This is a genomic window from Enterobacter cloacae complex sp. EB5 (assembly GCF_031432835.1).
In the GTDB taxonomy this organism is placed as follows: Bacteria; Pseudomonadota; Gammaproteobacteria; order Enterobacterales; family Enterobacteriaceae; genus Enterobacter; species Enterobacter hormaechei_C.
Genome location: NZ_CP133860.1, coordinates 4,312,298 through 4,334,983, shown reverse-complemented (window position 1 = coordinate 4,334,983; position 22,686 = coordinate 4,312,298). Strand labels below are relative to the sequence as shown.

The following is a 22,686-nucleotide window of genomic DNA, read 5'->3' as shown; positions in this document are numbered from 1 at the left end:
AGAGAAGATTTTGCTAACTGTTATAGGAAACGCGGCAGATTACTTGCGGTACTCAGTAATGTGATTTTGAGCCGAACGCGCTGCGGCCAGGTGGTCGAGCGTAATCATCGACGATTTGCAGAAAATGCATTTCGCGCCGAACGGATTTTTTTCAGACACATCAAAAGCTGAGGTGCGGTACTGCGAGCCATGACAGCATGGGCAGCGGAAATGGATATAAGAAGTCATAGGATTCTCCTGTAAACGTAAAAACGTAAATTACTCATGAGCCGATCAGGCAAAAAATGGTTCGATACAAAACGAATCGGAATGTAGATAAAGACCCAAGAGAGGCTGCGGAGAGGCACAACGTGATGAGAACTGCTTTATAAAACTACGTCAGATATTTATTTGGATTCAAAACCAGAAATCCATTAACGCATGTTGCTGGCGACAAAGCAAGCTGTTTAATGCGTAAAAATCATAAAAAGAAATTTTTTATTCTTCCTTGTTAACTATATCAGCCAGATAAAGTTCAGCTTTTCCCACAACTGTTATAGATAATTTATCAAATTCTGCTTCTGATATCTCATTTGCCGCCTCTCTATCATAACAGTACACCGTTTAACATTGAGGCAGTGCATGTTTGGTTTAGATGCGTTTCATCTTGCGCGAATACAGTTCGCCTTTACCGTATCCTTTCATATTATTTTTCCGGCGATAACCATTGGCCTGGCGAGCTATCTCGCCGTGCTGGAAGGGCTGTGGCTGAAAACAAAAAATCCCGTCTGGCGCTCGCTGTACCATTTCTGGTCGAAGATCTTCGCCGTCAACTTTGGGATGGGCGTAGTCTCCGGCCTGGTGATGGCTTATCAGTTTGGCACCAACTGGAGCGGGTTTTCGCAGTTCGCGGGCAGTATTACCGGCCCCCTGCTGACCTATGAAGTGCTTACCGCGTTCTTCCTTGAGGCGGGGTTTCTCGGAGTAATGTTGTTTGGCTGGAATAAGGTCGGGCCGGGGCTGCACTTCTTTTCGACCTGCATGGTCGCACTGGGGACCCTCATGTCTACGTTCTGGATCCTCTCGTCAAACAGCTGGATGCAGACACCGCAAGGGTATGAAATCATCAACGGTCAGGTCGTTCCGGTGGACTGGTTTGCCGTGGTGTTTAACCCCTCCTTCCCTTACCGCCTGCTGCACATGTCGATAGCGGCATTTCTCAGCAGCGCACTGTTTGTCGGTGCCTCCGCGGCCTGGCATTTGCTGCGCGGAAACAATACGCCCGCGATTCGCACCATGTTCTCCATGGCGTTGTGGATGACGTTGATCGTGGCACCCGTCCAGGCGCTGGTGGGTGATATGCACGGGCTTAATACCTTAAAACACCAGCCAGCGAAAATAGCCGCCATTGAAGGCCACTGGGAGAATCCGCCGGGTGAGCCTACTCCACTGCTGCTGTTTGGCTGGCCGGATATGGAGCAGGAACGGACCCGTTTTGGCCTGGAAATTCCCGCGCTCGGCAGCCTGATCCTGACCCACAGTCTCGATAAACAGGTTCCGGCATTGAAGGAGTTCCCGAAAGAAGATCGCCCGAACGCCACCATTGTCTTCTGGTCTTTTCGCATCATGGCTGGCCTGGGGATGTTGATGCTGCTCCTGGGCGTGACGGCGGTCTGGCTGCGTTACAAACAGCGCCTTTATACCTCACGTTCCTTCCTGTGGTTTGCCCTGCTGATGGGGCCGTCCGGGCTGATCGCGATCCTCGCTGGATGGGTAACAACGGAGGTCGGCCGCCAGCCGTGGGTCGTCTATGGTCTACAGCGTACGAAGGATGCGGTCTCCGCGCATGGCGATCTGCACATGAGCGTCAGTTTGCTGGCCTTCTTCGTGGTTTATACCGCGGTGTTCGGCGTGGGTTACAGCTATATGGTGCGTCTGATTAAAAAAGGGCCGCAGCACCATGGATCCTTCGCGACTGAATCTGATGGCCGCCCTGCTCGTCCGCTTTCTGCCGTCACCACTGAATTTAAGGAGTAACCGTAATGGGTATCGATCTTTCCATTATCTGGTTCGTGATTATCGTTTTCGCCACATTGATGTATATCGTGATGGACGGTTTTGATCTGGGGATAGGTATCCTGTTTCCCGCAATGCCGAATGCGGACGATCGCGACGTGATGGTCAACAGCGTGGCTCCCGTCTGGGACGGCAACGAAACCTGGCTGGTGCTCGGCGGTGCGGCCCTGTTTGGCGCCTTTCCTCTCGCTTATGCGGTTATCATCGACGCGCTAACCATTCCACTGACAATAATGCTGATCGGGCTTATATTTCGTGGCGTCGCCTTCGAATTTCGCTTCAAGGCCACTCCGGCTCACCGCCCGTTCTGGGATAAGGCCTTTATTGGCGGGTCGATTGTGGCTACCTTCAGCCAGGGCATCACCGTCGGCGCGGTCATTCAGGGGTTCAGCGTCACCGGTCGCGCTTACAGCGGTGGTCCGTTTGACTGGTTTACCGCGTTCAATTTTTTCTGCGGCGCGGGTCTTGTGGTGGCTTACGCGCTGTTAGGATCAACGTGGCTGGTAATGAAAAGCGAAAATGCCCTGCAACAACGGATGCGGCAGGTGTCGAAAGTGCTTCTGCCCCTGCTTCTGGTATTCATTGCGGTAATCAGTATCTGGACCCCTCTCGCCCAGCCAGCCATTGCTGCGCGCTGGTTTACGCTGCCGAATCTGTTTTATCTGCTGCCTGTCCCTGCGCTGGTTGCGATCCTGAGTCTGTGCCAGTGGCGCTGCCTGAACGATCCTGCGAGCCATACTCTGCCGTTTATCATGACGTTAGGGCTGGTTTTTCTTGGGTTTAGCGGGCTTGGGATCAGCATCTGGCCGCATATCATCCCGCCGGACATTACCCTGTGGCAGGCCGCTGCGCCAGCCCAAAGCCAGGGCTTTATGTTAGTGGGTGCACTGTTGATCATTCCCGTGATTCTGGTCTACACCTTCTGGAGTTATTACGTTTTTCGCGGAAAAGTACAGCATGGGGAGGGTTATCACTGATGCAACAACCTGTATGGAAACGTTTGATGTGGCTTGCCATCATCTGGGGCGGAAGCGTCCTGGCGCTGGCCTGCGTAAGTATGCTCTTTAAAATGCTGATGGCCGCAGCCGGATTTAAATCGCACTAACTCACTGACCGGGTGCGCCGCCGCCCGGTCCCTTCCCGCACTTTCAGATAAACCCCATTAACACCCAGGAGGGTATGGTTACACTGAAAAAATATTTACAGCATTGATAGTTTGAGAAGAAAAATGAAAAAGCTCGCGGCAGTATGTTTAATCAGCCTCGCACTGGCTGGATGCGTTAATCCTGGTAAAGCCTCCGTTCAGACCGATCAGTTAGAGAATCACCGTTTCGTTCTGGAAAATGTGGATGGCAAAGCAGTTAAAGGCGGGAAAACGCAGCCTGAAATTCGCTTCAGTGCGCAACCCAATATCAGCCTGATTAACAACATTGTCGTCTCCGGCACAATGTGCAACGGCTTCAACGGCCAGGGGAAACTGTCCGAAGGCGAGTTGACGGTCAAAACGCTGGCAATGACGCGGAAACTCTGCACCGAGCCGCAGCTAAATGAACTGGATCAGACCATCGCCGATATGCTACGCACAGGCGCACAGGTAGACCTGACCGAAGACCAGTTAACGCTGGCGACAGCCAATAAAACATTGATGTTTAAGCGAGTTGAATAACTCAGTAACTTCCGCACGAACCTACGGCAAGCGACTGCTCACTACAGCGTTTGCCATTTGGCAATGCGCACATGCCGATGGCGGAGCCGTCAAGCTGACGGGCAACGGAGAGTGAACCGCCGATCATTGCGCAGTTGGCCTGACCTGAACTGGACATCGCCGCTCGCATACCCGGCGTAACGTGTGCCGCTGTCGCCTGCTGTACAGGTTCATTGCTGCATGCCGACAACAGTAACGCGGCACATCCGACCCAAAATGCTGAACGCATACCTTCCTCCCCATAATTAACGCGAAACCTATGCATAATAGGCATCACGCGCCGCATCGTCGAGAGCGGATGTGCGTATTTATGCGCCCTGGTAACAATTTCTCGCAATTTTTTAACGCGAATAGCCATCGAGTCATTGATACAGCGCATACCAAGGACACAAAAGCGAAAATCGTAAAACCTGAGCTTTGCTAAAATACACAGATAATATTCAGGGTCTGTCGTCGTTTTACAGGCCCCTCTTTTTGCGCAATGTAAGGGTGTTGTCCTATGCAAACTATTGACGGCAATGGTGCAGTCGCGTCTGTTGCGTTTCGTACCAGCGAAGTGATCGCCATCTACCCCATCACGCCCAGCTCCACGATGGCTGAACAGGCTGACGCCTGGGCGGGTAATGGGATAAAAAACGTCTGGGGCGATGTCCCGCGGGTTGTAGAGATGCAGTCCGAAGCCGGTGCCATTGCCACCGTGCATGGTGCGTTGCAGACCGGCGCCCTGTCGACCTCGTTCACGTCGTCTCAGGGGCTGCTGTTGATGATCCCCACGCTTTACAAGCTGGCTGGGCAATTAACGCCGTTTGTGTTGCACGTTGCCGCACGCACCGTAGCCACTCACGCTCTCTCTATTTTTGGCGACCACTCAGACGTGATGGCCGTGCGTCAGACCGGCTGCGCTATGCTCTGCGCCAGCAGCGTGCAGGAAGCGCAGGACTTCGCGCTGATTTCGCATATCGCCACGCTGAAAAGCCGTGTGCCATTTATTCATTTCTTCGATGGTTTCCGTACCTCCCACGAGATCAATAAAATCGTTCCACTGCCGGACGACACCATTCTGAATCTGCTGCCGCAGGCGGACATCGATGCGCATCGCGCTCGCGCCCTCAATCCGGAACATCCGGTGATCCGGGGTACCTCTGCGAACCCGGATACCTATTTCCAGTCCCGCGAGGCGACAAACCCGTGGTACAACGCGGTCTATGCGCACGTTGAACAGGCGATGGACGATTTTGCCGCTGTGACGGGCCGCGAATATAAGCCGTTTGAATATTACGGTCATCCGCAGGCCGAGCGCGTGATCGTCCTGATGGGCTCCGCCATCGGCACCTGTGAAGAGGTGGTTGATGAGCTATTGACGCGTGGAGAGAAAGTTGGCGTGCTCAAAGTTCGCCTCTACCGTCCCTTCTCAGCAGAACACCTGCTCGCAGCCCTGCCGGATAGCGCGCGTGCCGTGGCGGTACTGGACCGCACCAAAGAGCCTGGCGCACAGGCTGAACCACTTTATCTGGATGTGATGACCGCTCTGGCTGAGGCGTTTAACCGCGGTGAGCGCGAAACGCTGCCGCGCGTCATTGGCGGGCGTTATGGGTTGTCTTCCAAAGAGTTCGGGCCGGAGTGCGTCCTGGCGGTATTTGCTGAACTGCGCGAGGCAAAACCGAAGCCGCGCTTTACGGTCGGCATTTATGATGACGTGACTAACCTTTCTCTGCCCTTGCCGGAAAACACCCTGCCCTCCAATGCGAAACTGGAAGCGCTGTTCTACGGTCTGGGCAGTGACGGCAGCGTCTCGGCGACCAAGAACAACATCAAAATTATCGGCAACTCCACGCCGTGGTATGCGCAAGGGTATTTCGTCTACGATTCCAAAAAAGCGGGCGGACTGACCGTCTCCCACCTGCGCGTCAGCGAACACCCTATCCGCTCGGCATACCTGATTTCTCAGGCCGATTTTGTTGGCTGTCACCAGCTCCAGTTCATTGATAAATATCAGATGGCCGAGCGCCTGAAGCCCGGCGGTATTTTCCTGATCAACACCCCTTACAGCGCCGACGAGGTCTGGGCACGCCTGCCCCAGGAAGTCCAGGCGGTGCTTAACCAGAAACAGGCGCGCCTGTATGTCATTAACGCCGCGAAGATCGCCCGCGAATGCGGCCTGGCCGCGCGCATCAATACGGTTATGCAGATGGCGTTCTTCCATCTGACTAATATTCTGCCGGGCGACAGCGCGCTGATGGAGCTTCAGGGTGCGATCGCCAAAAGCTACAGCAGCAAAGGTCAGGAGCTGGTTGAGCGCAACTGGCAGGCGCTGGCGCTGGCCCGCGAATCGCTTTTCGCGGTGCCGTTACAGCCGGTCAATGCCAGCAGTCCGAACCGGCCGCCCGTGGTGTCTGACGCCGCCCCGGATTTCGTCAAAACCGTCACGGCGGCGATGCTTGCCGGACTGGGCGACACCCTTCCCGTCTCTGCGCTTCCGCCTGACGGAACTTGGCCGATGGGCACGACCCGCTGGGAAAAACGCAACATTGCCGAAGCGATCCCTATCTGGAAAGAAGAGCTGTGCACCCAGTGCAACCACTGCGTGGCGGCCTGCCCGCACTCGGCCATTCGCGCCAAAGTGGTGTCGCCAGAAGCGTTAGATGGCGCACCGGAAAGTTTGCACTCGCTGGATGTAAAATCCCGCGATATGCGTGGTCAGAAATATGTCCTACAGGTGGCGCCGGAAGACTGCACCGGCTGTAACCTGTGCGTCGAGGTGTGCCCGGCGAAAGATCGTCAGGAGCCGTCAATCAAAGCCATCAATATGATGTCGCGTCTTGAACATGTTGAAGAAGAGAAAGTGAATTATGATTTCTTCCTCGACCTGCCCGAAATCGATCGCAACAAGCTGGAACGCATTGACATTCGTACCTCGCAGCTCATCACCCCGCTCTTCGAGTACTCCGGGGCGTGCTCCGGCTGCGGCGAAACGCCGTATATCAAACTGCTTACCCAGCTTTACGGCGACCGGATGCTGATTGCCAACGCGACGGGCTGCTCGTCGATCTACGGGGGTAACCTGCCGTCCACGCCGTACACCACCGACGCGAACGGTCGCGGCCCGGCGTGGGCAAACTCACTTTTCGAGGACAACGCAGAATTTGGTCTGGGATTCCGTCTGACGGTCGATCAGCACCGCGCCCGCGTAATGCGTCTCCTGGCACAGTTTGCCGATAAGATCCCGGCAGAACTGAATGATGCCCTGCATGCGGAGGCCACACCTGACGTTCGTCGCGCGCAGGTTGCTGAACTGCGCAACGCGCTTCAGGGTGTTGAAGGGGCTGAACAACTCCTGACTGATGCTGACGCGCTGGTTGAAAAATCTGTCTGGCTGATCGGCGGCGACGGCTGGGCCTACGATATTGGTTTCGGTGGTCTTGATCATGTCCTGAGCCTGACCGAAAACGTCAATATTCTGGTGCTCGATACTCAGTGCTATTCCAACACCGGTGGACAGGCCTCGAAAGCAACGCCATTGGGGGCGGTCACCAAATTTGGTGAACATGGTAAGCGCAAGGCGCGTAAAGATTTGGGCGTCAGCATGATGATGTATGGACACGTCTACGTCGCGCAGATTTCGCTGGGCGCACAGCTCAACCAGACGGTGAAAGCCATCCAGGAAGCGGAAGCGTATCCAGGGCCGTCGTTGATCATCGCCTACAGTCCGTGTGAGGAGCATGGCTACGATCTGGCGCTCAGCCACGACCAGATGCGTCAGCTCACCGCAACCGGCTTCTGGCCACTGTACCGCTTTGACCCGCGCCGTGCCGATGAAGGGAAATTGCCGCTGGCGCTGGATTCGCGTCCGCCGTCAGACGCCCTTGCCGAAACCTTACTTCAGGAGCAGCGTTTCCGCAGGCTGAACGCCCAACAGCCTGAAGTAGCAGAGCAGCTATGGAAGGATGCGGCAGCGGATCTTCAGAAGCGTTATGACTTCCTGGCGCAACTGGCAGGGAAAGCCGAAAAGTCGACCAGTGAATAACCTATATGCCCGGCTTGTCCGGGCATTTTTTTGCCATAAAAAAGCCCGATGCACGTGCACCGGGCGAATCCAGAAGATCGGTGAAAATTGTCTCAATGTTCTGAACAATATTCACGTGAATTATGGATGAAAAAATCTTAAAGGCATATAACGGCGTGGAGATTACCTTGTTTTCCCTGTAATTAATAATTTTTATTTTGTATTAATTACAATGATTCATTCATGACATCTATCGTTATTTCAACCGCATCATTTAGTTTAGATTTTACTTAACCCGTAACAATTATATTTTATTCATCCGCCGCCAGAGTGATTTAGCATGGGACACCTTTCCAGCCCGGAAAGTTCACGAAGTAATAAAAAAATAACTGCAAAGGAATAATCAAAATGCAAAGAAAAGTACTGGCACTGATGATCCCCGCTTTGTTAATGGCTGGCGCCGCTCACGCAGCTGAAATTTATAATAAAGACGGCAATAAACTGGATCTGTATGGCAAAGTAGATGGTCTGCATTATTTCTCTGACGACGCCTCTAAAGATGGCGATCAAACCTATATGCGTCTGGGTTTTAAAGGTGAAACCCAAATCAACGACATGATGACCGGTTACGCGCAGTGGGAATACAACATTCAGGCAAACAACACCGAAGGGTCTGACAATCAGTCCTGGACGCGTCTGGCCTTCGCGGGTGTGAAGGTGGGCGACTACGGCTCCTTCGATTATGGCCGTAACTATGGCGTCCTGTACGACGTTGAAGGCTGGACCGATATGCTGCCAGAAATTGGTGGCGACTCTTATACTTATGCCGATAACTTTATGACTGGTCGTGCAAACGGCGTGGCGACCTACCGTAACACCGACTTCTTTGGTCTGGTGCAGGGTCTGAACTTCGCGGTGCAGTATCAGGGTAATAATGAAGATGCCAGCAACAATCAGGAAGGCACTAACAACGGCCGCGATGTACGTCATGAGAATGGCGACGGTTATGGTCTCTCCGCGACTTATGATTTCGGCATGGGCTTCAGCGCGGGCGCGGCATATGCGTCATCTGACCGTACCAACGATCAGGAAATGCATACCACTGCGGGTGGTGATAAAGCGGATGCATGGACTGCTGGCCTGAAATACGATGCAAACAACATCTATCTGGCGGCGATGTATTCCGAAACACGTAATATGACGCCATACGGTGATGCTCATGACGAAAACACCGTGGCAAACAAAACCCAAAACTTCGAAGTGACCGCACAATATCAGTTCGATTTCGGTCTGCGTCCAGCTATTTCCTATTTGCAGTCTAAAGGTAAAGACCTGGGCAATGGCCAGGACGATAAAGACCTGGTGAAATATGCTGACGTCGGTGCTACCTATTATTTCAACAAAAATATGTCCACCTATGTTGATTATAAAATCAACCTGCTGGATGAAGATGATTCATTCTACAAAAACAATGGCATCGGTACGGATGACATCGTAGCGTTAGGTCTGGTTTACCAGTTCTAATCCCGTTAGCCCGCAACGATCTGCGGGCTAATTTTTACCGCTGTTTCGCCTGTTCTTTACGGAAAGAGAGATAACCAAATACCCCGCTGTCGCCATCCATAGGATGATTTACTCCATCCATTAGGCTTTGTTGAATAAATCGAACTTTTGCTGAGTTGAAGGATCAGATCACGCATCTTCCCGACAACGCAGACCGTTCCGTGGCAAAGCAAAAGTTCAAAATCACCAACTGGCCCACCTACAATAAAGCCCTCATCAACCGTGGCTCCATAACTTTCTGGCTGGATGATGAAGCTATTCAGGCCTGGTATGAGTCGGCAACGCCTTCATCACGGGGAAGACCTCAGCGCTATTCTGATCTCGCCATCACCACCGTTCTGGTCATTAAACGCGTGTTCAGGTTGACCCTGCGGGCTGCACAGGGTTTTATTGATTCCATTTTTACACTGATGAATGTTCCGTTGCGCTGCCCGGATTACACCAGTGTCAGCAAGCGCGCAAAGTCGGTTAATGTCAGTTTCAAAACGCCCACCCGGGGTGAAATCGCGCATCTGGTGATTGATTCCACCGGGCTGAAGGTCTTTGGTGAAGGCGAATGGAAAGTCAAAAAACATGGCCAGGAACGCCGCCGTATCTGGCGAAAGTTGCATCTGGCAGTTGACAGCAACACACATGAAATCATCTGTGCAGACCTGTCGCTGAACAATGTGACGGACTCAGAAGCCTTCCCGGGTCTTATCCGGCAGACTCACAGAAAAATCAGGGCAGCATCGGCAGACGGCGCTTACGACACCCGGCTCTGTCACGATGAACTGCGGCGTAAGAAAATCAGCGCGCTTATCCCGCCCCGAAAAGGCGCGGGTTACTGGCCCGGTGAATATGCAGACCGTAACCGTGCTGTTGCGAATCAGCGGCTGACCGGGAGTAATGCGCGGTGGAAATGGACAACAGATTATAACCGTCGCTCGATAGCGGAAACGGCGATGTACCGGGTAAAACAGCTGTTCGGAGGTTCACTGACACTGCGTGACTACGATGGTCAGGTTGCAGAGGCTATGGCCCTGGTACGAGCGCTGAACAAAATGACGAAAGCAGGTATGCCTGAAAGCGTGCGTATTGCCTGAAAACACAACCCGCTACGGGGGAGACTTACCCGAAATCTGATTTATTCAACAAAGCCCATCCATTACCACCACTTCCGGGAAGTCGAATGGCGTGACATTTTCCAGACAAGCGACATTCACACCATATTCATTGGGATTGGAACGTCGTTGGTGGAACGTGTAAATACCGCAAATAGAACAGAAGAAATGGCGCGCCGTGCCGGTGTTGAAACGGTACTCTGTGAGCGTGTCCGCGCCCTGCGTCACCTTAATGCCCGTCAAAGGTGCGGAAACCACGACCGCCCCACGCATCCTGCAAAACGAGCAGCTACATCGACGCGCGGTATTCAGGCCGTCCGTCAGCTCAACCGTAAATTTCACCGCCCCACAATGACACTGTGCATGACGAATGTCAGCCATCGCTTATACCCCTTTTCTCACTAACTCAGCCGCTTTTAAAAAGACCTCATCTTCAACACCATCCCCCTTCTGCCTGCCGAGCCTTACCAGCTCATCGACAATACTTTCACGGTTGATGATCTTCTGGGATGAAACCAGCCCAATAACGGCGGCACCAATCGCCAGCCCAACTAATCCTGTCTGTTCGTCTTTATTTTTCATAGAAGCGCTCCCTTGTCCCCCTCAAAAGCGTAGCAGGAGAACTGTAAAACGCGCTGGTACGCGGGAATGAGATCCGTGCTTTATCTCAGCTGTTCGTCCGGCAAAACAGGAGGGATTCTGAGCGGTTATCAGACAACGTTGATGAGGATAACGTGGACAGCGGTGCGCGTAGAGAGGCCGTAATGGATGTTAAAACCGCCTTCGTAAAGGCGGCTGGTCATCACTCTGGATCTTTATCGCCTGATTCAGGCGCTGAGCCAGGATCATCTTTCGCTTTTCTTCCATCCTTTTCCGGGTTATCCGGGCTGGGATTATAATCAGGATGGTCACCATGAACGGGACGGTCAGTCATTTTCACCTCCGTTTTTACTGCGTAAGCTGTAAGTGTAGACAACCCTTCAGTCTTAACCAAACTTCTCCTGTGGGGCTCATTTGTAAATCGTGCTGGCATTCGGCGCTGCAATCCGTACCATACACGACACACTTTCGCATGCTGGTTTTTACCGGTAGCCGCAAACCCGTCTTTTATCGCTAACCAGATGGGGCACGTAAATGCGCAGATGGTGTATGAAATCTATGCTACATGGATAGAAGAGATGAACACGAAGCTGACGCTTTGAAATCGTTTTCCTCACCCTGTGCCCCATTTGAGATCTGAGTAACGAATAGATGCAACAAAATCAAGAGATTAACAAGAAAGAACAGTACAACCTGAATAAACTGCAAAAGCGACTGCGCCGTAACGTGGGCGAAGCCATTGCAGACTTCAACATGATTGAAGAAGGCGATCGCATCATGGTCTGCCTGTCGGGCGGTAAAGACAGCTACACCATGCTGGAGATCCTGCGCAATCTACAGCAAAGCGCACCGGTGAACTTTTCCCTGGTCGCTGTTAACCTCGATCAGAAACAGCCGGGCTTCCCGGAGCATATCCTGCCGGAGTACCTTGAGAACCTGGGCGTTGAGTACAAAATCGTAGAAGAGAATACCTACGGCATTGTTAAAGAGAAGATCCCTGAGGGCAAAACGACCTGTTCGCTCTGCTCACGTTTGCGTCGCGGCATTCTGTACCGCACCGCAACCGAACTGGGGGCCACCAAGATTGCGCTTGGTCATCACCGGGACGACATTCTGCAAACGCTGTTTCTGAATATGTTCTACGGCGGCAAAATGAAGGGAATGCCACCGAAGCTGATGAGCGACGACGGCAAACACATCGTGATCCGCCCACTCGCCTACTGCCGCGAGAAAGACATTGAGCGTTTCTCTCAGGCTAAAGCCTTCCCTATCATTCCGTGCAATCTGTGCGGCTCACAGCCGAACCTGCAACGTCAGGTCATTGGCGACATGCTGCGTGACTGGGATAAACGCTATCCGGGCCGCATCGAAACCATGTTCAGCGCCATGCAGAACGTGGTGCCTTCGCACCTCGCCGACGTTGAACTGTTCGATTTCAAAGGGATTAACCACGGTTCAGAGGTGGTGAATGGCGGGGATCTGGCGTTTGACCGCGAAGAGATCCCGATGCAGCCTGCTGGCTGGCAGCCAGAGGAAGAGGATGTGCAGTTCGATGAACTGCGCCTGAACGTGGTAGAAGTCAAGTAACCTGGCAGCGTCTCAGATATCGTTTCTGAGACGCGTTTTAAGCTTATTTCAGCAGTCGAACGCGGCAGGTCTTCCCTTTAATCTTCCCGCCCTGCAACTGTTTCCAGGCCTTATGCGCAACCGACTGGCGAACCGCTACGTAGACATGCGCAGGATGGACTGTGATCTTGCCAATATCTGCCCCGTCAAGACCGATATCCCCTGTTAACGCCCCCAGAACGTCACCGGGACGCATTTTGGCCTTTTTACCGCCGTCGATGCACAGGGTGGCCATTTCCGCCGCCAGCGGAGCGATGCTCATATTACCTGGGGCATTCACCCAGTTGAGTTTCAGTTGCAGCATTTCCGCAAGAATATTGGCGCGCTGCGCCTCTTCAGGTGCGCAGAAGCTGATGGCGAGACCACTGTTACCCGCACGCGCGGTGCGCCCGATGCGGTGGACATGCACTTCCGGATCCCAGGCCAGTTCGAAATTTACCACCAGCTCAAGCGATTTAATATCCAGGCCACGGGCCGCCACATCCGTTGCAACCAGCACGCGAGCGCTGCCGTTAGCGAAACGCACCAGCGTCTGATCGCGATCGCGCTGTTCCAGATCGCCATGCAGCGATAATGCGCTCTGTCCGGCATCATTCAGGGCATCGCACACCGCCTGACAGTCTTTTTTGGTATTACAGAACACCACGCAGGACGCTGGCTGGTGTTGGCTCAGCAATTTTTGTAGCAGTGGAATTTTGCCCTGCTGCGATGACTCGAAGAACTGCTGCTCAATCGCCGGTAACGCATCGACAGCATCGATTTCAATGGTCAGCGGGTTCTTCTGCACGCGTCCGCTGATCGCCGCAATCGCCTCAGGCCAGGTGGCAGAAAAGAGCAGCGTCTGGCGTGTGGCTGGCGCAAAGCGGATCACTTCGTCAATCGCATCGCTGAAGCCCATATCCAGCATGCGGTCAGCTTCATCCATCACCAGCGTTTGCAGTGCATCGAGTGAAACGGTGCCTTTTTGCAGGTGATCGAGCAGACGGCCCGGCGTTGCCACAATGATATGCGGCGCGTGCTGAAGGGAATCGCGCTGCGCACCGAACGGTTGCCCGCCGCAGAGCGTTAAAATTTTAGTGTTAGGCAAAAAACGCGCCAGACGACGCAGCTCACCCGCGACCTGATCGGCCAGCTCGCGCGTCGGGCAGAGTATCAGGGACTGGGTCTGAAACAAGGTTGCATCAATGTGTTGTAACAGGCCTAGCCCAAATGCAGCCGTTTTACCACTGCCGGTTTTTGCCTGCACGCGCACGTCACGGCCTTCAAGGATAGCCGGCAGCGCGGCGGCCTGGACAGGGGTCATAGTGAGGTAGCCCAACTCATTCAGGTTAGTCAGTTGGGCTTCAGGCAGAACGTTCAGCGTGGAAAAAGCGGTCACAATATACTCTCGTGGTAATGATTGCAGTCAGATGGCGCGTATCCTCGCAGATCTGCGCTAACGATGCGACAATTTAATCGGTTCTTCATCGGGCGGCGGATCCGGCATCGGCTGCGGACGTGGGACAGGATCGGGTATCGGCGTCGGATCGGTGGGCACCGGATCGGACTGCCAGGTGTTCAGGCGTTGCAGGGCAAGTAGAATACTCATCTTTTCCTCCAGATTAGGGTGCTGACCCCTAAAGGGTAGACGCAGATAATCAGGAGGCAAAAAAAGCCGACTATGAAGTCGGCGTCGTACGAATCAATTGTGCTATGCAGTAATTCAAAAAAAGGAAGTAAGACAATATGGAGCGCAACGCCCATCGCTTGACGTTGCATTCACCTGCGGGAGTAATATTGCACCTAACATGGTCGGAGTTTATTGACTTCGCTCAATTAAAATGTCGTTTTGAAGCCGACTCTGCCTCAGAAAAGCGTAAATTTACAGCCATTTACTACGATGCAACCACCATGCAACACCCCCAATCAAAACCACTAACATGACGCAAAACGTGGTGAAGCCATAGTGATATTCACCGCCGGGGATCCCTCCGAGGTTTACGCCAAACAACCCCGTCAGGAAGGTACTCGGTAAAAAGACCATCGCCATCAGCGACATGGTGTATGTTCTTCTGGCTAACGACTCCTGCATCACCTGGGCTATCTCATCCGCCATGACTGCCGTTCTGGCAATACATGAGTCAATCTCATCCAGACCACGTCCGAGCCGGTCAGCGATATCCTGCATTCTGCGGCGCTGATCGTCGTTCATCCAGCTCATGCGTTCGCTGGCCAGTCGCGCATAAACGTCGCGCTGCGGGGTCATATAGCGGCGCATCACGATGAGCTGCTTACGCAGCAACGCCAGAAAACCACGTGGGGGGATTTGCTGATCGAGCAGGTTATCTTCCAGATCGATGATTTTATCGTGAAGTTCTTCTATAAACTCGCTGGCATGATCGGTCAGCGCATCACACACATCCACCAGCCAGCTGCCGCAATCCGTAGGCCCCGTGCCCTCTTTCAGATCGTTAATGACGTCATCCAGCGCCAGCACTTTTCGCTGGCGGGTGGAAACAATCAGCCGTTCATCCATATAAACACGCATGGCCACCAGCTGATCCGGACGCTCATCCGTACTGCCGTTTATACAACGCAGCGTAATTAACGTCCCCTCACCCATCCGGCTGACGCGGGGTCTGAGACTTTCTCCCGCCAGCGCATCCCGAACGTTGTTGGGCAATAGCGGCGTGGACGCGAGCCACTCGGCGCTGTCCGGGTGCGTGTAGTTGAGGTGCAGCCAGCATGGATGTTCGCTGTCGATGTGATCCTGATCTTCAAGCGGCCTTGCGCCGCCACGTCCATCAAACACCCATGCAAAAACTGCGTCGGGTACGTTAACCTCAGACCCTTTAATGCTCTCCACAGCGCCTCCACCGTTTTATCTCTTTCGGTGTCAGTCTAGCTTTCGCCGAGGGTTAAGCAATAATTATGTGAGGCATCGTCCTGAATACGCTCAGGAATTCACCGCCCATTCGCGGCTTCTTAACGCATTGTCAGTCTGGAACTCATTTTCCAGACGGAAATTACGTGTTCGTGTCTGGAGCTCAATCACCTGATTGCGCAGCACATCTGACGATCCATTGAGTTCTTCAACCATTGACACGTTGCTCTGCGTTACGCGTTCAAGCTCTGACAATGCCTGTGTAATTTGTGAAATACCTTTTTCCTGTTCTGATGTTGAGGCGGAGATTTCATCCATCAGTCTGCTCACATTGCCCGAACCGGTAACAATGTCATGCATGTTTTTTTCGGCTTCAGAGACCACGTTAACGCCCTGCGTCACGTTATGGCTGGTGACTTCAATCAATGACTTAATATTTTTTGCCGCTTCGGCGCTACGATGCGCCAGGCTTCTCACTTCACCCGCGACCACAGAAAACCCTTTACCATGGTCTCCCGCTCTTGCCGCTTCAACGGCGGCGTTAAGCGCCAGAATATTGGTCTGAAAAGCGATACCGTCAATCAGCGAGATAATCTCTGTCATTTGCTGGGCGCAGTCGGTAATCGACTGCATATTGTTCGCGACCTGCCCCATTAACTCTCCGCCTTTACGCGCCTGCAACGTCGCGAGATTCGCCTGTTCGCTGGCTAAACGGGTATTGTCGGCATTATTTTTTGTACTTGCAGCCATTTCTTCCATGCTGGCTGCCGTTTGCACCAGCGAAGCTGACTGCTGTTCTGTTTTGACGGAAAGCTGCGCGCTGCGTGAAGAGAGTTGATCTGACAGGGTCATCGCGGTTTGCGAGGAGGCGCGGATCTCACGGACCAGCGTTGCAATGTTGCTGGAGAGACTATTAATCCCCGGGATCAGGCGTCCCGCACAATTGTTGCCAAATTCAGGTATCGACACGCCAAGTTTGCCTGACGTCACTTCTTCAATACTTTTTTTCACCGTATTGATCGGCGTCACAAGATATTTTGTCATGTACGCCCAAAGCAAAAATAAGGCGATGAATTGTACAATTATGACTGCAATAAAAAGCGAAGAATTTCGTGAAAATACCGCTATAACTCCATCACTTACCAAAAATACACATAAAAGGAAATAGACAATGAACGTTCTGACACTAATATTTCTTAGCATACGTTTTCCTGGGACATTATATTTTGGTTGGCATTAAGGGTTATAGCATTGCCATACGAATTTGTCCTCACGATCGTCGCTGGTTTGTTGTTTTGCAGTTTGATTTGCGCAGTTTTACTTAAGGCGGATAAAAAGCATGTTTTACGCTAAATATCTGGCTTGTCGTTGGGTTACTGATACCCCTTCAAAAATGGTAATTATATATTTAAGGAGGGGTACTGTAGGCCTCCGGTGTGTAGTGGTGCTTAATAAGTTAACGTAGTTAATATATATTAACTACGTTAATGCGCGCTCCTTCCGTTAGGGTGACTTACGTTCAGGCCAGACAGTCGATAGCCTGGAAAAAACAGTCCTCAGTCATGAGAATATTCTCTTTTGCACTTTGATGCCCGCGACGAATATACCAGCCTGTTTCAGGCGCCATGCTTAAATGGAATATCCTCGCCCCCGACAGACTATCGGGGACATTAATACTCATCGTCACACACCCCTTCTCCGGCCCCCTGATCACCTGTTCTGGCATAATGGTGACGCTGCGATCCCCATTTTGCAAAATGATCGTCGTAATGGCATAACGACATATACCGCTACTGAGGCTGTAGCCAACCGTACTTAAATCGGTGATATGTTTTTTAGATAAAAATATTTCAATACCAGAACCTTCAAACCATGTAATGATTTGCTGCGCAAGATCCTCCATCCGCTCACAAAACGCCCTGACTTCGGCCTCAGCCGTATTAACATAGATCGGTTTGTCCCCGATGCTCTGCTGCACTTTCTTAAAAAAACGCTCTCTTGCTGACATGACAACTCCGTGTTTTTCGTCAGTCTCATTATTCTTTTTGGTGCTTCAGCAGGGCATAGCTGGCAATCAACTGCTGAAGATGCTGTTCGGTCTGGTTTAGCTGCGCTGCTGACAGGGGTTGCCCGGCAGGTAAAATGGAAAGCAGACGAAGCTGCTCCTCAAGCGGAACGGTATGGCTGAAGGACTGCGACATGGCAAACACGGCTGATTTCAGTTCGCTGACCGTCATGTACTTCCCCTTCTGTTCATCCAGCGCGTTTAGCCTGTTCGTCAACTGCTGTAACTGCGTCATGCCCTGATGCCAGCCATTCAGCTCTGACTCTGCAAGTCCGGCAACGCTAATCTGCTTGTGCCACCGCTGCGCCAGGGGTTTGGCCTCTTCAGGCCACAGCGTCAGCGCCTGCTGCACCAGACGGTCGCCGTAGCTTACTGCCCAGTCTGGTTTCAGGTGTAAAAGCTGCGCTAACAGCTGCTGTGTCTTGCTGATCCCCGGTTCAGGTGGCGGTGACGTTTGTTGCAGCGCCTGCAACTGTGCTGTAGAGAGTCCATCAGGTAAAGGAGTCAGGGACGCGGCCAGCTGAGTTTGTACTGAATCTGGCGCATGTATCGTCTTCCATCCAACTACGACAATGCTGGCTGCCACCAGCATGAACAACATACCCGCAGAAAATGGCTTCCACTGCTTCGCGGGTACAGGAGGCTCTTTATTCGGCAACGGCTCGGGCTGAACCACATAAACCCATTTACTACGCTCTGTCGGTTCTGTGGGATGAAGTTCCGCGGCCCCCACCGTGTTACCCGGCAGACTTACGCCCGTATTTTCGCTGTTTTCCAGACGCAATGCTGCGTTCTGCATCATCGTGCGCAGGGCATCAAGCTGAGCAGCATGCTTAAGTTCGAGGCGCTGCAACATGTCACTCAGAGCGTTCAGATTCTCCTCAGCCTGATAAAGTTGTCCTAAATCGGCATACGTCAACGTCAGCGTTCTCACCACCTGTTGCAGGCGTTTGCTCAGTGCGCTGAGGATTTCAACTCGCGCATGGACAGGCTGTGGCCAGAGGCTACCCCACTGGCGGACGACCAGTGCAGCCAGTAGCGCCAGCCCTTCATTCATGCCGTAGAGTCCGGCGAGATGCGTGCGGGCGAGCGTATACCAGGCAGCCGTTTGTAGCTCCACACCGTTATGCTCGAACAGTGACAGACAGAGCGTTTCCGCGTGTTGCCAGTTAACATCCGGGCGTGCCGGATGGGTGAGCTTGTTCATTTCTTCGCGCAAGGCAGCGTAATCCGCAAGCGTGCGCGGATCCCCGCCGGTTTTAAGTTGGCGTTCAGAATTTATTGTCATAACTGTTTTAACCTGAGTAATAACTAGATGGCGGCTCGTGCATCGAGGTATTGCTGTTGTTTCAGATGACGGATTAATACCCTGCCCTCGGGCATAAATTCCGTGCCGTAGCGCACCAGCCCCACCCCCTTCAGCTCCGCATCAATGGCGTAGCGGAGTTCACCGGGCTGAATCTGTTCCTGCATCACCACGTTAATCCGGCTCAGGCGCGGCTCATATTTCAGCAACACGGCCGACAGTGTGGTGATCAGCTGGTGGGCGGTCCCGGGCATTCCCTGGAGGATTTTTGTCATATCCGGCAGGCCGTAGTCCGGCAAGTGAGCCAGCGTACCGGCGCGGCAGTTGAGGATGCGCTGCATGTTATCGAGTACTGATAAAATCAGCTGGTTCTCCTCACTGACGCTGTGCAGGTCAAGCCCGCCGGCGAAGTTACCATACAGCATGTCATACAGAGACGGACGCGGCATCATTCCCCCTCCAGCGGTTTCAGCGTCAGACGATTATTACTGACTTCGATTACCCGCGCCTTATCCGGGTCAAGGTCGTCACGGGTCAGGGTAATACGCCAGGTATCGTTTACCTGGTCCGGTGCCATAAACATCCCCGCCACCGCCACAACCTGCGCGCTCTCTTCCATCGGCATATCCAGCGTCACCGATTCACCAGGGCGCAGGCGGATATCCTTTTCCGCCACAAGATCGGCTTTAATGGCCTGACTGTCACTGGCGAACAGCGACGGATAGTCAGTACTGTCAAACGCCTTACGCTCTTTAAGCTGGTAAATTCGCACCACCGTTGCCAGCGATGCCCCCTTCGCGTTGTTGTTCACTCCTTCGCGCGCCTGAATATCCAGGTGAAGGGTTTTCACCTCTTTGTAAAAAATGGACTTCGTGACGGCGACGGTGCCATCCGTCACTTTCTGCGTCAGACCGCAGCCGGTTAACAGGGTCGCCAGAGTGAGTGCCAGTGCTTTACCAGCGGTAATCGCCATCTTCATCGTTCTTCCTTCGCTGAATGTTTTCCCGGACGCGCTGAAAGCGTCCAAGGTGAATGGTGATAATGTCGTTTCTGTTCTGTTGCGCATTAAGGGGACGCAGCACCGCCGTACGCCCGACCTGCGCGGTCTGTTCCGCATTACAGGACAGCCGCGCATCCGGCAGTAAATGCCGGGCAACGCATAACTGCATCCGTACATCCAGGTGCGCGCCCAGCCACACGTGCAGCAGCGCCATCAGGTCAGCGTGCAGGTCACCGCCCGGCAGCCAGCCCCGGACCTCTTCCGGGTTGTCCGTGCTCAGGCGCAACAGCACCTGGCCGTTCACATCCGTGGCATGCGTGCCCATCACCGGACGGTGCTTCAGGCTGACCGGCTGGCATGTACTCATCGCAACCGGCTGCTTCAGCGGGATACGGCAACGGTCATGGTGATACACCGTTGCGCGGGTATCCGGTGCCAGCAGCCGCACCAGCGCCCCCATTCCCTCCGCCGTCCGTCCCGGCAGCATCATCACCGGCAGCAGCGCCAGAAATCGCGACAGCGGCGTACCAGCGGTCTTCGCGCAGCCGGGTATCCCCAGCCCCGCCAGCCCCAGCAGGTATTGTGACGTGTTGTCAGCGCCGCCGGCCTGAAAGGTGGCCGGGTAGGAATACTTACGCCAGATGCGGTAATACTGGGTAATCAGCCGGTGACTGAAAATATCCAGAAAATCCTGCGTCGCGTCGTGCCCTTCCCGTCGCTGAGCGATATCGTCGGTGTAGTGGGTCGGCAGCGGCGACTCCACGCCGTACAGCCCCATAAAGGTGACGCGCACCGACGGCGGCAGGTGCGGATGTTCCGGGTCTTCTGTACTGCGGATTTCACCGGCCGGAAACCCCATCCCCGGATGCGGGCGAAAACGCACCGGCTCCTGCCGCACCCGCCAGTCGCTGCCGGGCACCGGCATCTCCGGCAGGCTCTGTTCCAGCAGCTGGCAGAAGCGGTAAAAATTCATATACGGCAGCTGGTGCCGTACCTGCGCCATCAGCCGGGCAGGCGCGGACTGTGATTCTCTTTCCACCGGATACATTTCCCTTCTGGCTGAACAATCAGCGTGAGCTGGTTAAACTGATTCATGTCGGCATACAGGGCGAAAAAACGGTTAAGCAGTTCGCCAAACAGGTGGATATCGCCTTCTCCGGTAAATCCATTGCTGTCGAGCGTCACCTCCACGTCCAGCCCGCGCAGCAAAAAACCGTCCTCAAAGCGCTGAATGCGGTGGTGCCTGACATCCAGAATGGCATCGAGGCGACGGTTGTTCAGCTCGTCGTCCCGCCAGTTATAGAGCGAGAGCGTGCCGCGCAGCACCTCAGCGCTGCTCATCATATTGAGAAACCGGGAGCCCAGATGGCTCATCACCCGCCAGTGGAAACGATCCTCCGCAGGCGGGTATGCGGGCAACGTCGGCTTGCAGAGATTACGCACGGTGAGGGGCGTGTCATAGACCTGTTCACAGCGGTCCAGCAGCGTGCTCTGCAACGCCCGGCGCGGTAACTGGCCGTTGGTGCCAGTGATGCGCAGCGAGACTGTCTCCCGCTCCAGCATCCGGTCAGCTTCCCACTGCTGGCCGCCCAGTATCAGCCAGGTATCGTGCATCCCGGTGACGCCCCGCTTCACGCGGGTGTGGTAATACCGTTCCGGCGCGTGACGACGCATCATGCCGCCCTGATGGCGAAAACTTGTGAACGGCACATAGTGCGCTTCGCCGGTACGCCCGGAGCCGTTGACGCTGTCCACCGAGTAAATCTCGGTATGCCCGTCCTGAAGACGTTTCGGGCGCAGCAGGTATTCACTCTCCAGCCCGCTGATGGTCAGCGGGTCAGCTTCAAGGGTGAACAGGTTTATCACCGGCAAGCAGTGCAGGCGCAGGCTGCTGTCTGTTACCGGTAAATCGCTCTGCCATACCTGGCTGAACACCACCTCGATATCGAAGTACGCCGTACCCGCCGGGAGCGTGATATTTTCCAGCCCGTTAAGATGGACGAACATAAACTTTTCGCGGAAGGTGAAATACTCCAGCAACAACTGATAACCGCTGAAGGCGCTGTCGCCCTTTGGCCACAGCCGATCTTCTTCAGCAAAACCGCCCGGGGAGAAATAACCGTCCAGTACGATCCGCTCCGTCTGCCCGGGCAGGCGAATGTACAGCGCCGCCTGGCGTTTTGTCAGCCAGAGGTGCAGGCTGCTGCCCGTCACCCTATCTTCACCCAGGTACAGCGGCAGATGCCGGAGGTCAGTCTGCGGCCAGTCCGCCTGCGTACTACAGGCAAAACGCACCCGCAGGAGCGAACGCCCGTCAGGCTCCGTGGTCATAATGACCTTTTCCACCGCGAGCGGATTCAGCGTCAGATCCCGGGTGGTGCGGTAGCGGCAGACAGTGTTTTTAGGACCGACCGGGCGGGAGCTGATTTCCAGCCCGGCGGACAACGTTTCCGCCATTTTCATCGCCGGCACATCCGGCGACAGCACCACCACCGACAGGGACGGGATGGTACGCAGGTAGTGCGGCCACAGCATGCTCACCAGACTTTCCGTCAACTCTGGCAGATCATCATCTATCTTTTCGCGCAGACGTCCCATGGAGAAGGCGAAGCCCTCAAACAGCCGTTCAACATACGGGTCAGGTGTGCCGGCTTTGTCGAGATCGAGCATTGCCGCCCGGTCGGGGTGGGTCTGCGCGAACTCTTTCGCCGCCTCGCGCAGGTAGCGCATTTCAGCGTCAAAATAACGCAGGGTTAAATCTTCCATTTAATTTCTCAGCGTTCAGGGAGCAAAAAGG

At 54.0% G+C, this 22,686-nt stretch carries 23 protein-coding genes and 1 pseudogene; 9 read left to right on the top strand and 15 right to left on the bottom strand.

Annotated features, from left to right (window positions below):
• Positions 1–39 precede the first annotated feature (39 nt).
• Complete coding sequence (locus tag RHN82_RS20860) at positions 40–228, bottom strand: hypothetical protein (RefSeq protein ID WP_047051046.1); 189 nt, start codon at positions 226–228, stop codon at positions 40–42.
• Positions 229–621: 393 nt separating this feature from the next.
• On the opposite strand from RHN82_RS20860, the gene RHN82_RS20855 reads away from it, so the two are divergent.
• From RHN82_RS20855 to hslJ, 4 genes are all read left to right on the top strand, one after another.
• Positions 622–2,016, top strand: a complete 1,395-nt coding sequence (locus RHN82_RS20855; protein ID WP_047051045.1) for a cytochrome ubiquinol oxidase subunit I — start codon at positions 622–624, stop codon at positions 2,014–2,016.
• Between the two features lie 5 nt (positions 2,017–2,021).
• The gene (gene cydB / locus RHN82_RS20850) at positions 2,022–3,032 is read left to right on the top strand and encodes a cytochrome d ubiquinol oxidase subunit II (protein WP_047051044.1); all 1,011 of its coding nucleotides are present in this window, start codon (positions 2,022–2,024) and stop codon (positions 3,030–3,032) included.
• Positions 3,032–3,160: a DUF2474 domain-containing protein gene (locus tag RHN82_RS20845; protein WP_017693358.1), complete on the top strand. Its 129-nt coding sequence runs from the start codon at positions 3,032–3,034 to the stop codon at positions 3,158–3,160. Before cydB ends, RHN82_RS20845 begins: the two co-directional genes overlap by 1 nt.
• A 123-nt stretch (positions 3,161–3,283) precedes the next feature.
• Positions 3,284–3,721, top strand: coding sequence for a heat shock protein HslJ (hslJ, locus tag RHN82_RS20840; protein WP_047051043.1), 438 nt, complete (start codon positions 3,284–3,286; stop codon positions 3,719–3,721).
• A gap of 1 nt (position 3,722) precedes the next feature.
• Here hslJ and RHN82_RS20835 read toward each other — a convergent pair whose 3' ends face one another.
• Positions 3,723–3,989, bottom strand: a complete 267-nt coding sequence (locus RHN82_RS20835) for a DUF333 domain-containing protein (RefSeq protein WP_003856935.1) — start codon at positions 3,987–3,989, stop codon at positions 3,723–3,725.
• A gap of 270 nt (positions 3,990–4,259) precedes the next feature.
• On the opposite strand from RHN82_RS20835, the gene nifJ reads away from it, so the two are divergent.
• From nifJ to RHN82_RS20820, 3 genes are all read left to right on the top strand, one after another.
• Positions 4,260–7,784: a pyruvate:ferredoxin (flavodoxin) oxidoreductase gene (gene nifJ, locus RHN82_RS20830; RefSeq protein ID WP_047051042.1), complete on the top strand. Its 3,525-nt coding sequence runs from the start codon at positions 4,260–4,262 to the stop codon at positions 7,782–7,784.
• 387 nt (positions 7,785–8,171) lie between these two features.
• Positions 8,172–9,287, top strand: coding sequence for a porin OmpC (gene ompC / locus RHN82_RS20825; protein ID WP_047051041.1), 1,116 nt, complete (start codon positions 8,172–8,174; stop codon positions 9,285–9,287).
• A 155-nt stretch (positions 9,288–9,442) separates the two neighbouring features.
• Positions 9,443–10,411 (top strand): IS5-like element IS903B family transposase, encoded by a 969-nt coding sequence (locus tag RHN82_RS20820; protein WP_022649395.1) that lies wholly within the window; start codon positions 9,443–9,445, stop codon positions 10,409–10,411.
• Between the two features lie 45 nt (positions 10,412–10,456).
• Here RHN82_RS20820 and RHN82_RS20815 read toward each other — a convergent pair whose 3' ends face one another.
• The 3 genes from RHN82_RS20815 to RHN82_RS20805 all read right to left on the bottom strand — a co-directional run bounded on the left by RHN82_RS20815 (position 10,457) and on the right by RHN82_RS20805 (position 11,423).
• A complete protein-coding gene (locus RHN82_RS20815; RefSeq protein WP_310398466.1) occupies positions 10,457–10,810 on the bottom strand; it encodes a GFA family protein in 354 nt (117 codons plus the stop codon).
• 3 nt (positions 10,811–10,813) lie between these two features.
• On the bottom strand, positions 10,814–11,011 hold the full coding sequence (locus RHN82_RS20810) for a hypothetical protein (RefSeq protein WP_003856931.1): 198 nt from the start codon (positions 11,009–11,011) through the stop codon (positions 10,814–10,816).
• Positions 11,012–11,231: 220 nt separating this feature from the next.
• Positions 11,232–11,423, bottom strand: coding sequence for a hypothetical protein (locus RHN82_RS20805; protein ID WP_127353342.1), 192 nt, complete (start codon positions 11,421–11,423; stop codon positions 11,232–11,234).
• Between the two features lie 10 nt (positions 11,424–11,433).
• Here RHN82_RS20805 and RHN82_RS20800 point away from each other — a divergent pair.
• Both RHN82_RS20800 and ttcA read left to right on the top strand, forming a co-directional pair.
• A pseudogene (locus tag RHN82_RS20800) lies at positions 11,434–11,631 on the top strand (tyrosine-type recombinase/integrase); the annotation flags it as partial.
• Positions 11,632–11,680: 49 nt separating this feature from the next.
• Positions 11,681–12,616, top strand: a complete 936-nt coding sequence (ttcA, locus tag RHN82_RS20795; RefSeq protein ID WP_047051040.1) for a tRNA 2-thiocytidine(32) synthetase TtcA — start codon at positions 11,681–11,683, stop codon at positions 12,614–12,616.
• Positions 12,617–12,659: 43 nt separating this feature from the next.
• Here ttcA and dbpA read toward each other — a convergent pair whose 3' ends face one another.
• The 10 genes from dbpA to tssF form a co-directional block, all read right to left on the bottom strand.
• On the bottom strand, positions 12,660–14,033 hold the full coding sequence (gene dbpA, locus RHN82_RS20790) for an ATP-dependent RNA helicase DbpA (protein WP_047051039.1): 1,374 nt from the start codon (positions 14,031–14,033) through the stop codon (positions 12,660–12,662).
• 57 nt (positions 14,034–14,090) lie between these two features.
• Positions 14,091–14,243, bottom strand: a complete 153-nt coding sequence (locus RHN82_RS20785) for a hypothetical protein (protein WP_163270243.1) — start codon at positions 14,241–14,243, stop codon at positions 14,091–14,093.
• 273 nt (positions 14,244–14,516) lie between these two features.
• Complete coding sequence (gene zntB, locus RHN82_RS20780; RefSeq protein WP_006810774.1) at positions 14,517–15,500, bottom strand: zinc transporter ZntB; 984 nt, start codon at positions 15,498–15,500, stop codon at positions 14,517–14,519.
• Between the two features lie 90 nt (positions 15,501–15,590).
• Entirely contained in the window at positions 15,591–16,721 is a 1,131-nt protein-coding gene (locus RHN82_RS20775; protein ID WP_080344064.1) for a methyl-accepting chemotaxis protein, read from the bottom strand.
• A 316-nt stretch (positions 16,722–17,037) separates the two neighbouring features.
• Complete coding sequence (locus tag RHN82_RS20770; RefSeq protein WP_032648431.1) at positions 17,038–17,526, bottom strand: hypothetical protein; 489 nt, start codon at positions 17,524–17,526, stop codon at positions 17,038–17,040.
• Between the two features lie 28 nt (positions 17,527–17,554).
• Positions 17,555–18,871 carry a VasL domain-containing protein gene (locus RHN82_RS20765; protein ID WP_047051037.1) on the bottom strand — a complete coding sequence of 439 codons (1,317 nt, stop codon included), beginning with the start codon at positions 18,869–18,871 and terminating at the stop codon, positions 17,555–17,557.
• 23 nt (positions 18,872–18,894) lie between these two features.
• Positions 18,895–19,338: a type VI secretion system baseplate subunit TssE gene (gene tssE, locus RHN82_RS20760; protein WP_032103561.1), complete on the bottom strand. Its 444-nt coding sequence runs from the start codon at positions 19,336–19,338 to the stop codon at positions 18,895–18,897.
• Positions 19,338–19,862 (bottom strand): type VI secretion system lipoprotein TssJ, encoded by a 525-nt coding sequence (gene tssJ / locus RHN82_RS20755; RefSeq protein WP_173647326.1) that lies wholly within the window; start codon positions 19,860–19,862, stop codon positions 19,338–19,340. The genes tssE and tssJ overlap by 1 nt, the downstream gene beginning before the upstream one ends.
• Positions 19,843–20,937: a type VI secretion system baseplate subunit TssG gene (gene tssG, locus RHN82_RS20750; RefSeq protein WP_072203498.1), complete on the bottom strand. Its 1,095-nt coding sequence runs from the start codon at positions 20,935–20,937 to the stop codon at positions 19,843–19,845. The genes tssJ and tssG overlap by 20 nt, the downstream gene beginning before the upstream one ends.
• Positions 20,892–22,655 carry a type VI secretion system baseplate subunit TssF gene (tssF, locus tag RHN82_RS20745; RefSeq protein WP_047051034.1) on the bottom strand — a complete coding sequence of 588 codons (1,764 nt, stop codon included), beginning with the start codon at positions 22,653–22,655 and terminating at the stop codon, positions 20,892–20,894. The genes tssG and tssF overlap by 46 nt, the downstream gene beginning before the upstream one ends.
• Positions 22,656–22,686: the final 31 nt, after the last annotated feature.

Bases quoted from the DNA above. Each gene is read 5' to 3' on its own strand.
- tssF (WP_047051034.1), bottom strand. From the start codon at position 22,655: ATGGAAGATTTAACCCTGCGTTATTTTGACGCTGAAATGCGCTACCTG.
- RHN82_RS20855 (WP_047051045.1), top strand. From the start codon at position 622: ATGTTTGGTTTAGATGCGTTTCATCTTGCGCGAATACAGTTCGCCTTT.
- cydB (WP_047051044.1), top strand. From the start codon at position 2,022: ATGGGTATCGATCTTTCCATTATCTGGTTCGTGATTATCGTTTTCGCC.
- ttcA (WP_047051040.1), top strand. From the start codon at position 11,681: ATGCAACAAAATCAAGAGATTAACAAGAAAGAACAGTACAACCTGAAT.
- RHN82_RS20845 (WP_017693358.1), top strand. From the start codon at position 3,032: ATGCAACAACCTGTATGGAAACGTTTGATGTGGCTTGCCATCATCTGG.
- tssE (WP_032103561.1), bottom strand. From the start codon at position 19,338: ATGCCGCGTCCGTCTCTGTATGACATGCTGTATGGTAACTTCGCCGGC.
- hslJ (WP_047051043.1), top strand. From the start codon at position 3,284: ATGAAAAAGCTCGCGGCAGTATGTTTAATCAGCCTCGCACTGGCTGGA.
- RHN82_RS20860 (WP_047051046.1), bottom strand. From the start codon at position 228: ATGACTTCTTATATCCATTTCCGCTGCCCATGCTGTCATGGCTCGCAG.
- tssJ (WP_173647326.1), bottom strand. From the start codon at position 19,862: ATGGCGATTACCGCTGGTAAAGCACTGGCACTCACTCTGGCGACCCTG.
- RHN82_RS20835 (WP_003856935.1), bottom strand. From the start codon at position 3,989: ATGCGTTCAGCATTTTGGGTCGGATGTGCCGCGTTACTGTTGTCGGCA.
- RHN82_RS20785 (WP_163270243.1), bottom strand. From the start codon at position 14,243: ATGAGTATTCTACTTGCCCTGCAACGCCTGAACACCTGGCAGTCCGAT.
- ompC (WP_047051041.1), top strand. From the start codon at position 8,172: ATGCAAAGAAAAGTACTGGCACTGATGATCCCCGCTTTGTTAATGGCT.
- RHN82_RS20770 (WP_032648431.1), bottom strand. From the start codon at position 17,526: ATGTCAGCAAGAGAGCGTTTTTTTAAGAAAGTGCAGCAGAGCATCGGG.
- tssG (WP_072203498.1), bottom strand. From the start codon at position 20,937: ATGTATCCGGTGGAAAGAGAATCACAGTCCGCGCCTGCCCGGCTGATG.
- RHN82_RS20810 (WP_003856931.1), bottom strand. From the start codon at position 11,011: ATGAAAAATAAAGACGAACAGACAGGATTAGTTGGGCTGGCGATTGGT.
- RHN82_RS20775 (WP_080344064.1), bottom strand. From the start codon at position 16,721: ATGCTAAGAAATATTAGTGTCAGAACGTTCATTGTCTATTTCCTTTTA.
- RHN82_RS20815 (WP_310398466.1), bottom strand. From the start codon at position 10,810: ATGGCTGACATTCGTCATGCACAGTGTCATTGTGGGGCGGTGAAATTT.
- RHN82_RS20765 (WP_047051037.1), bottom strand. From the start codon at position 18,871: ATGACAATAAATTCTGAACGCCAACTTAAAACCGGCGGGGATCCGCGC.
- nifJ (WP_047051042.1), top strand. From the start codon at position 4,260: ATGCAAACTATTGACGGCAATGGTGCAGTCGCGTCTGTTGCGTTTCGT.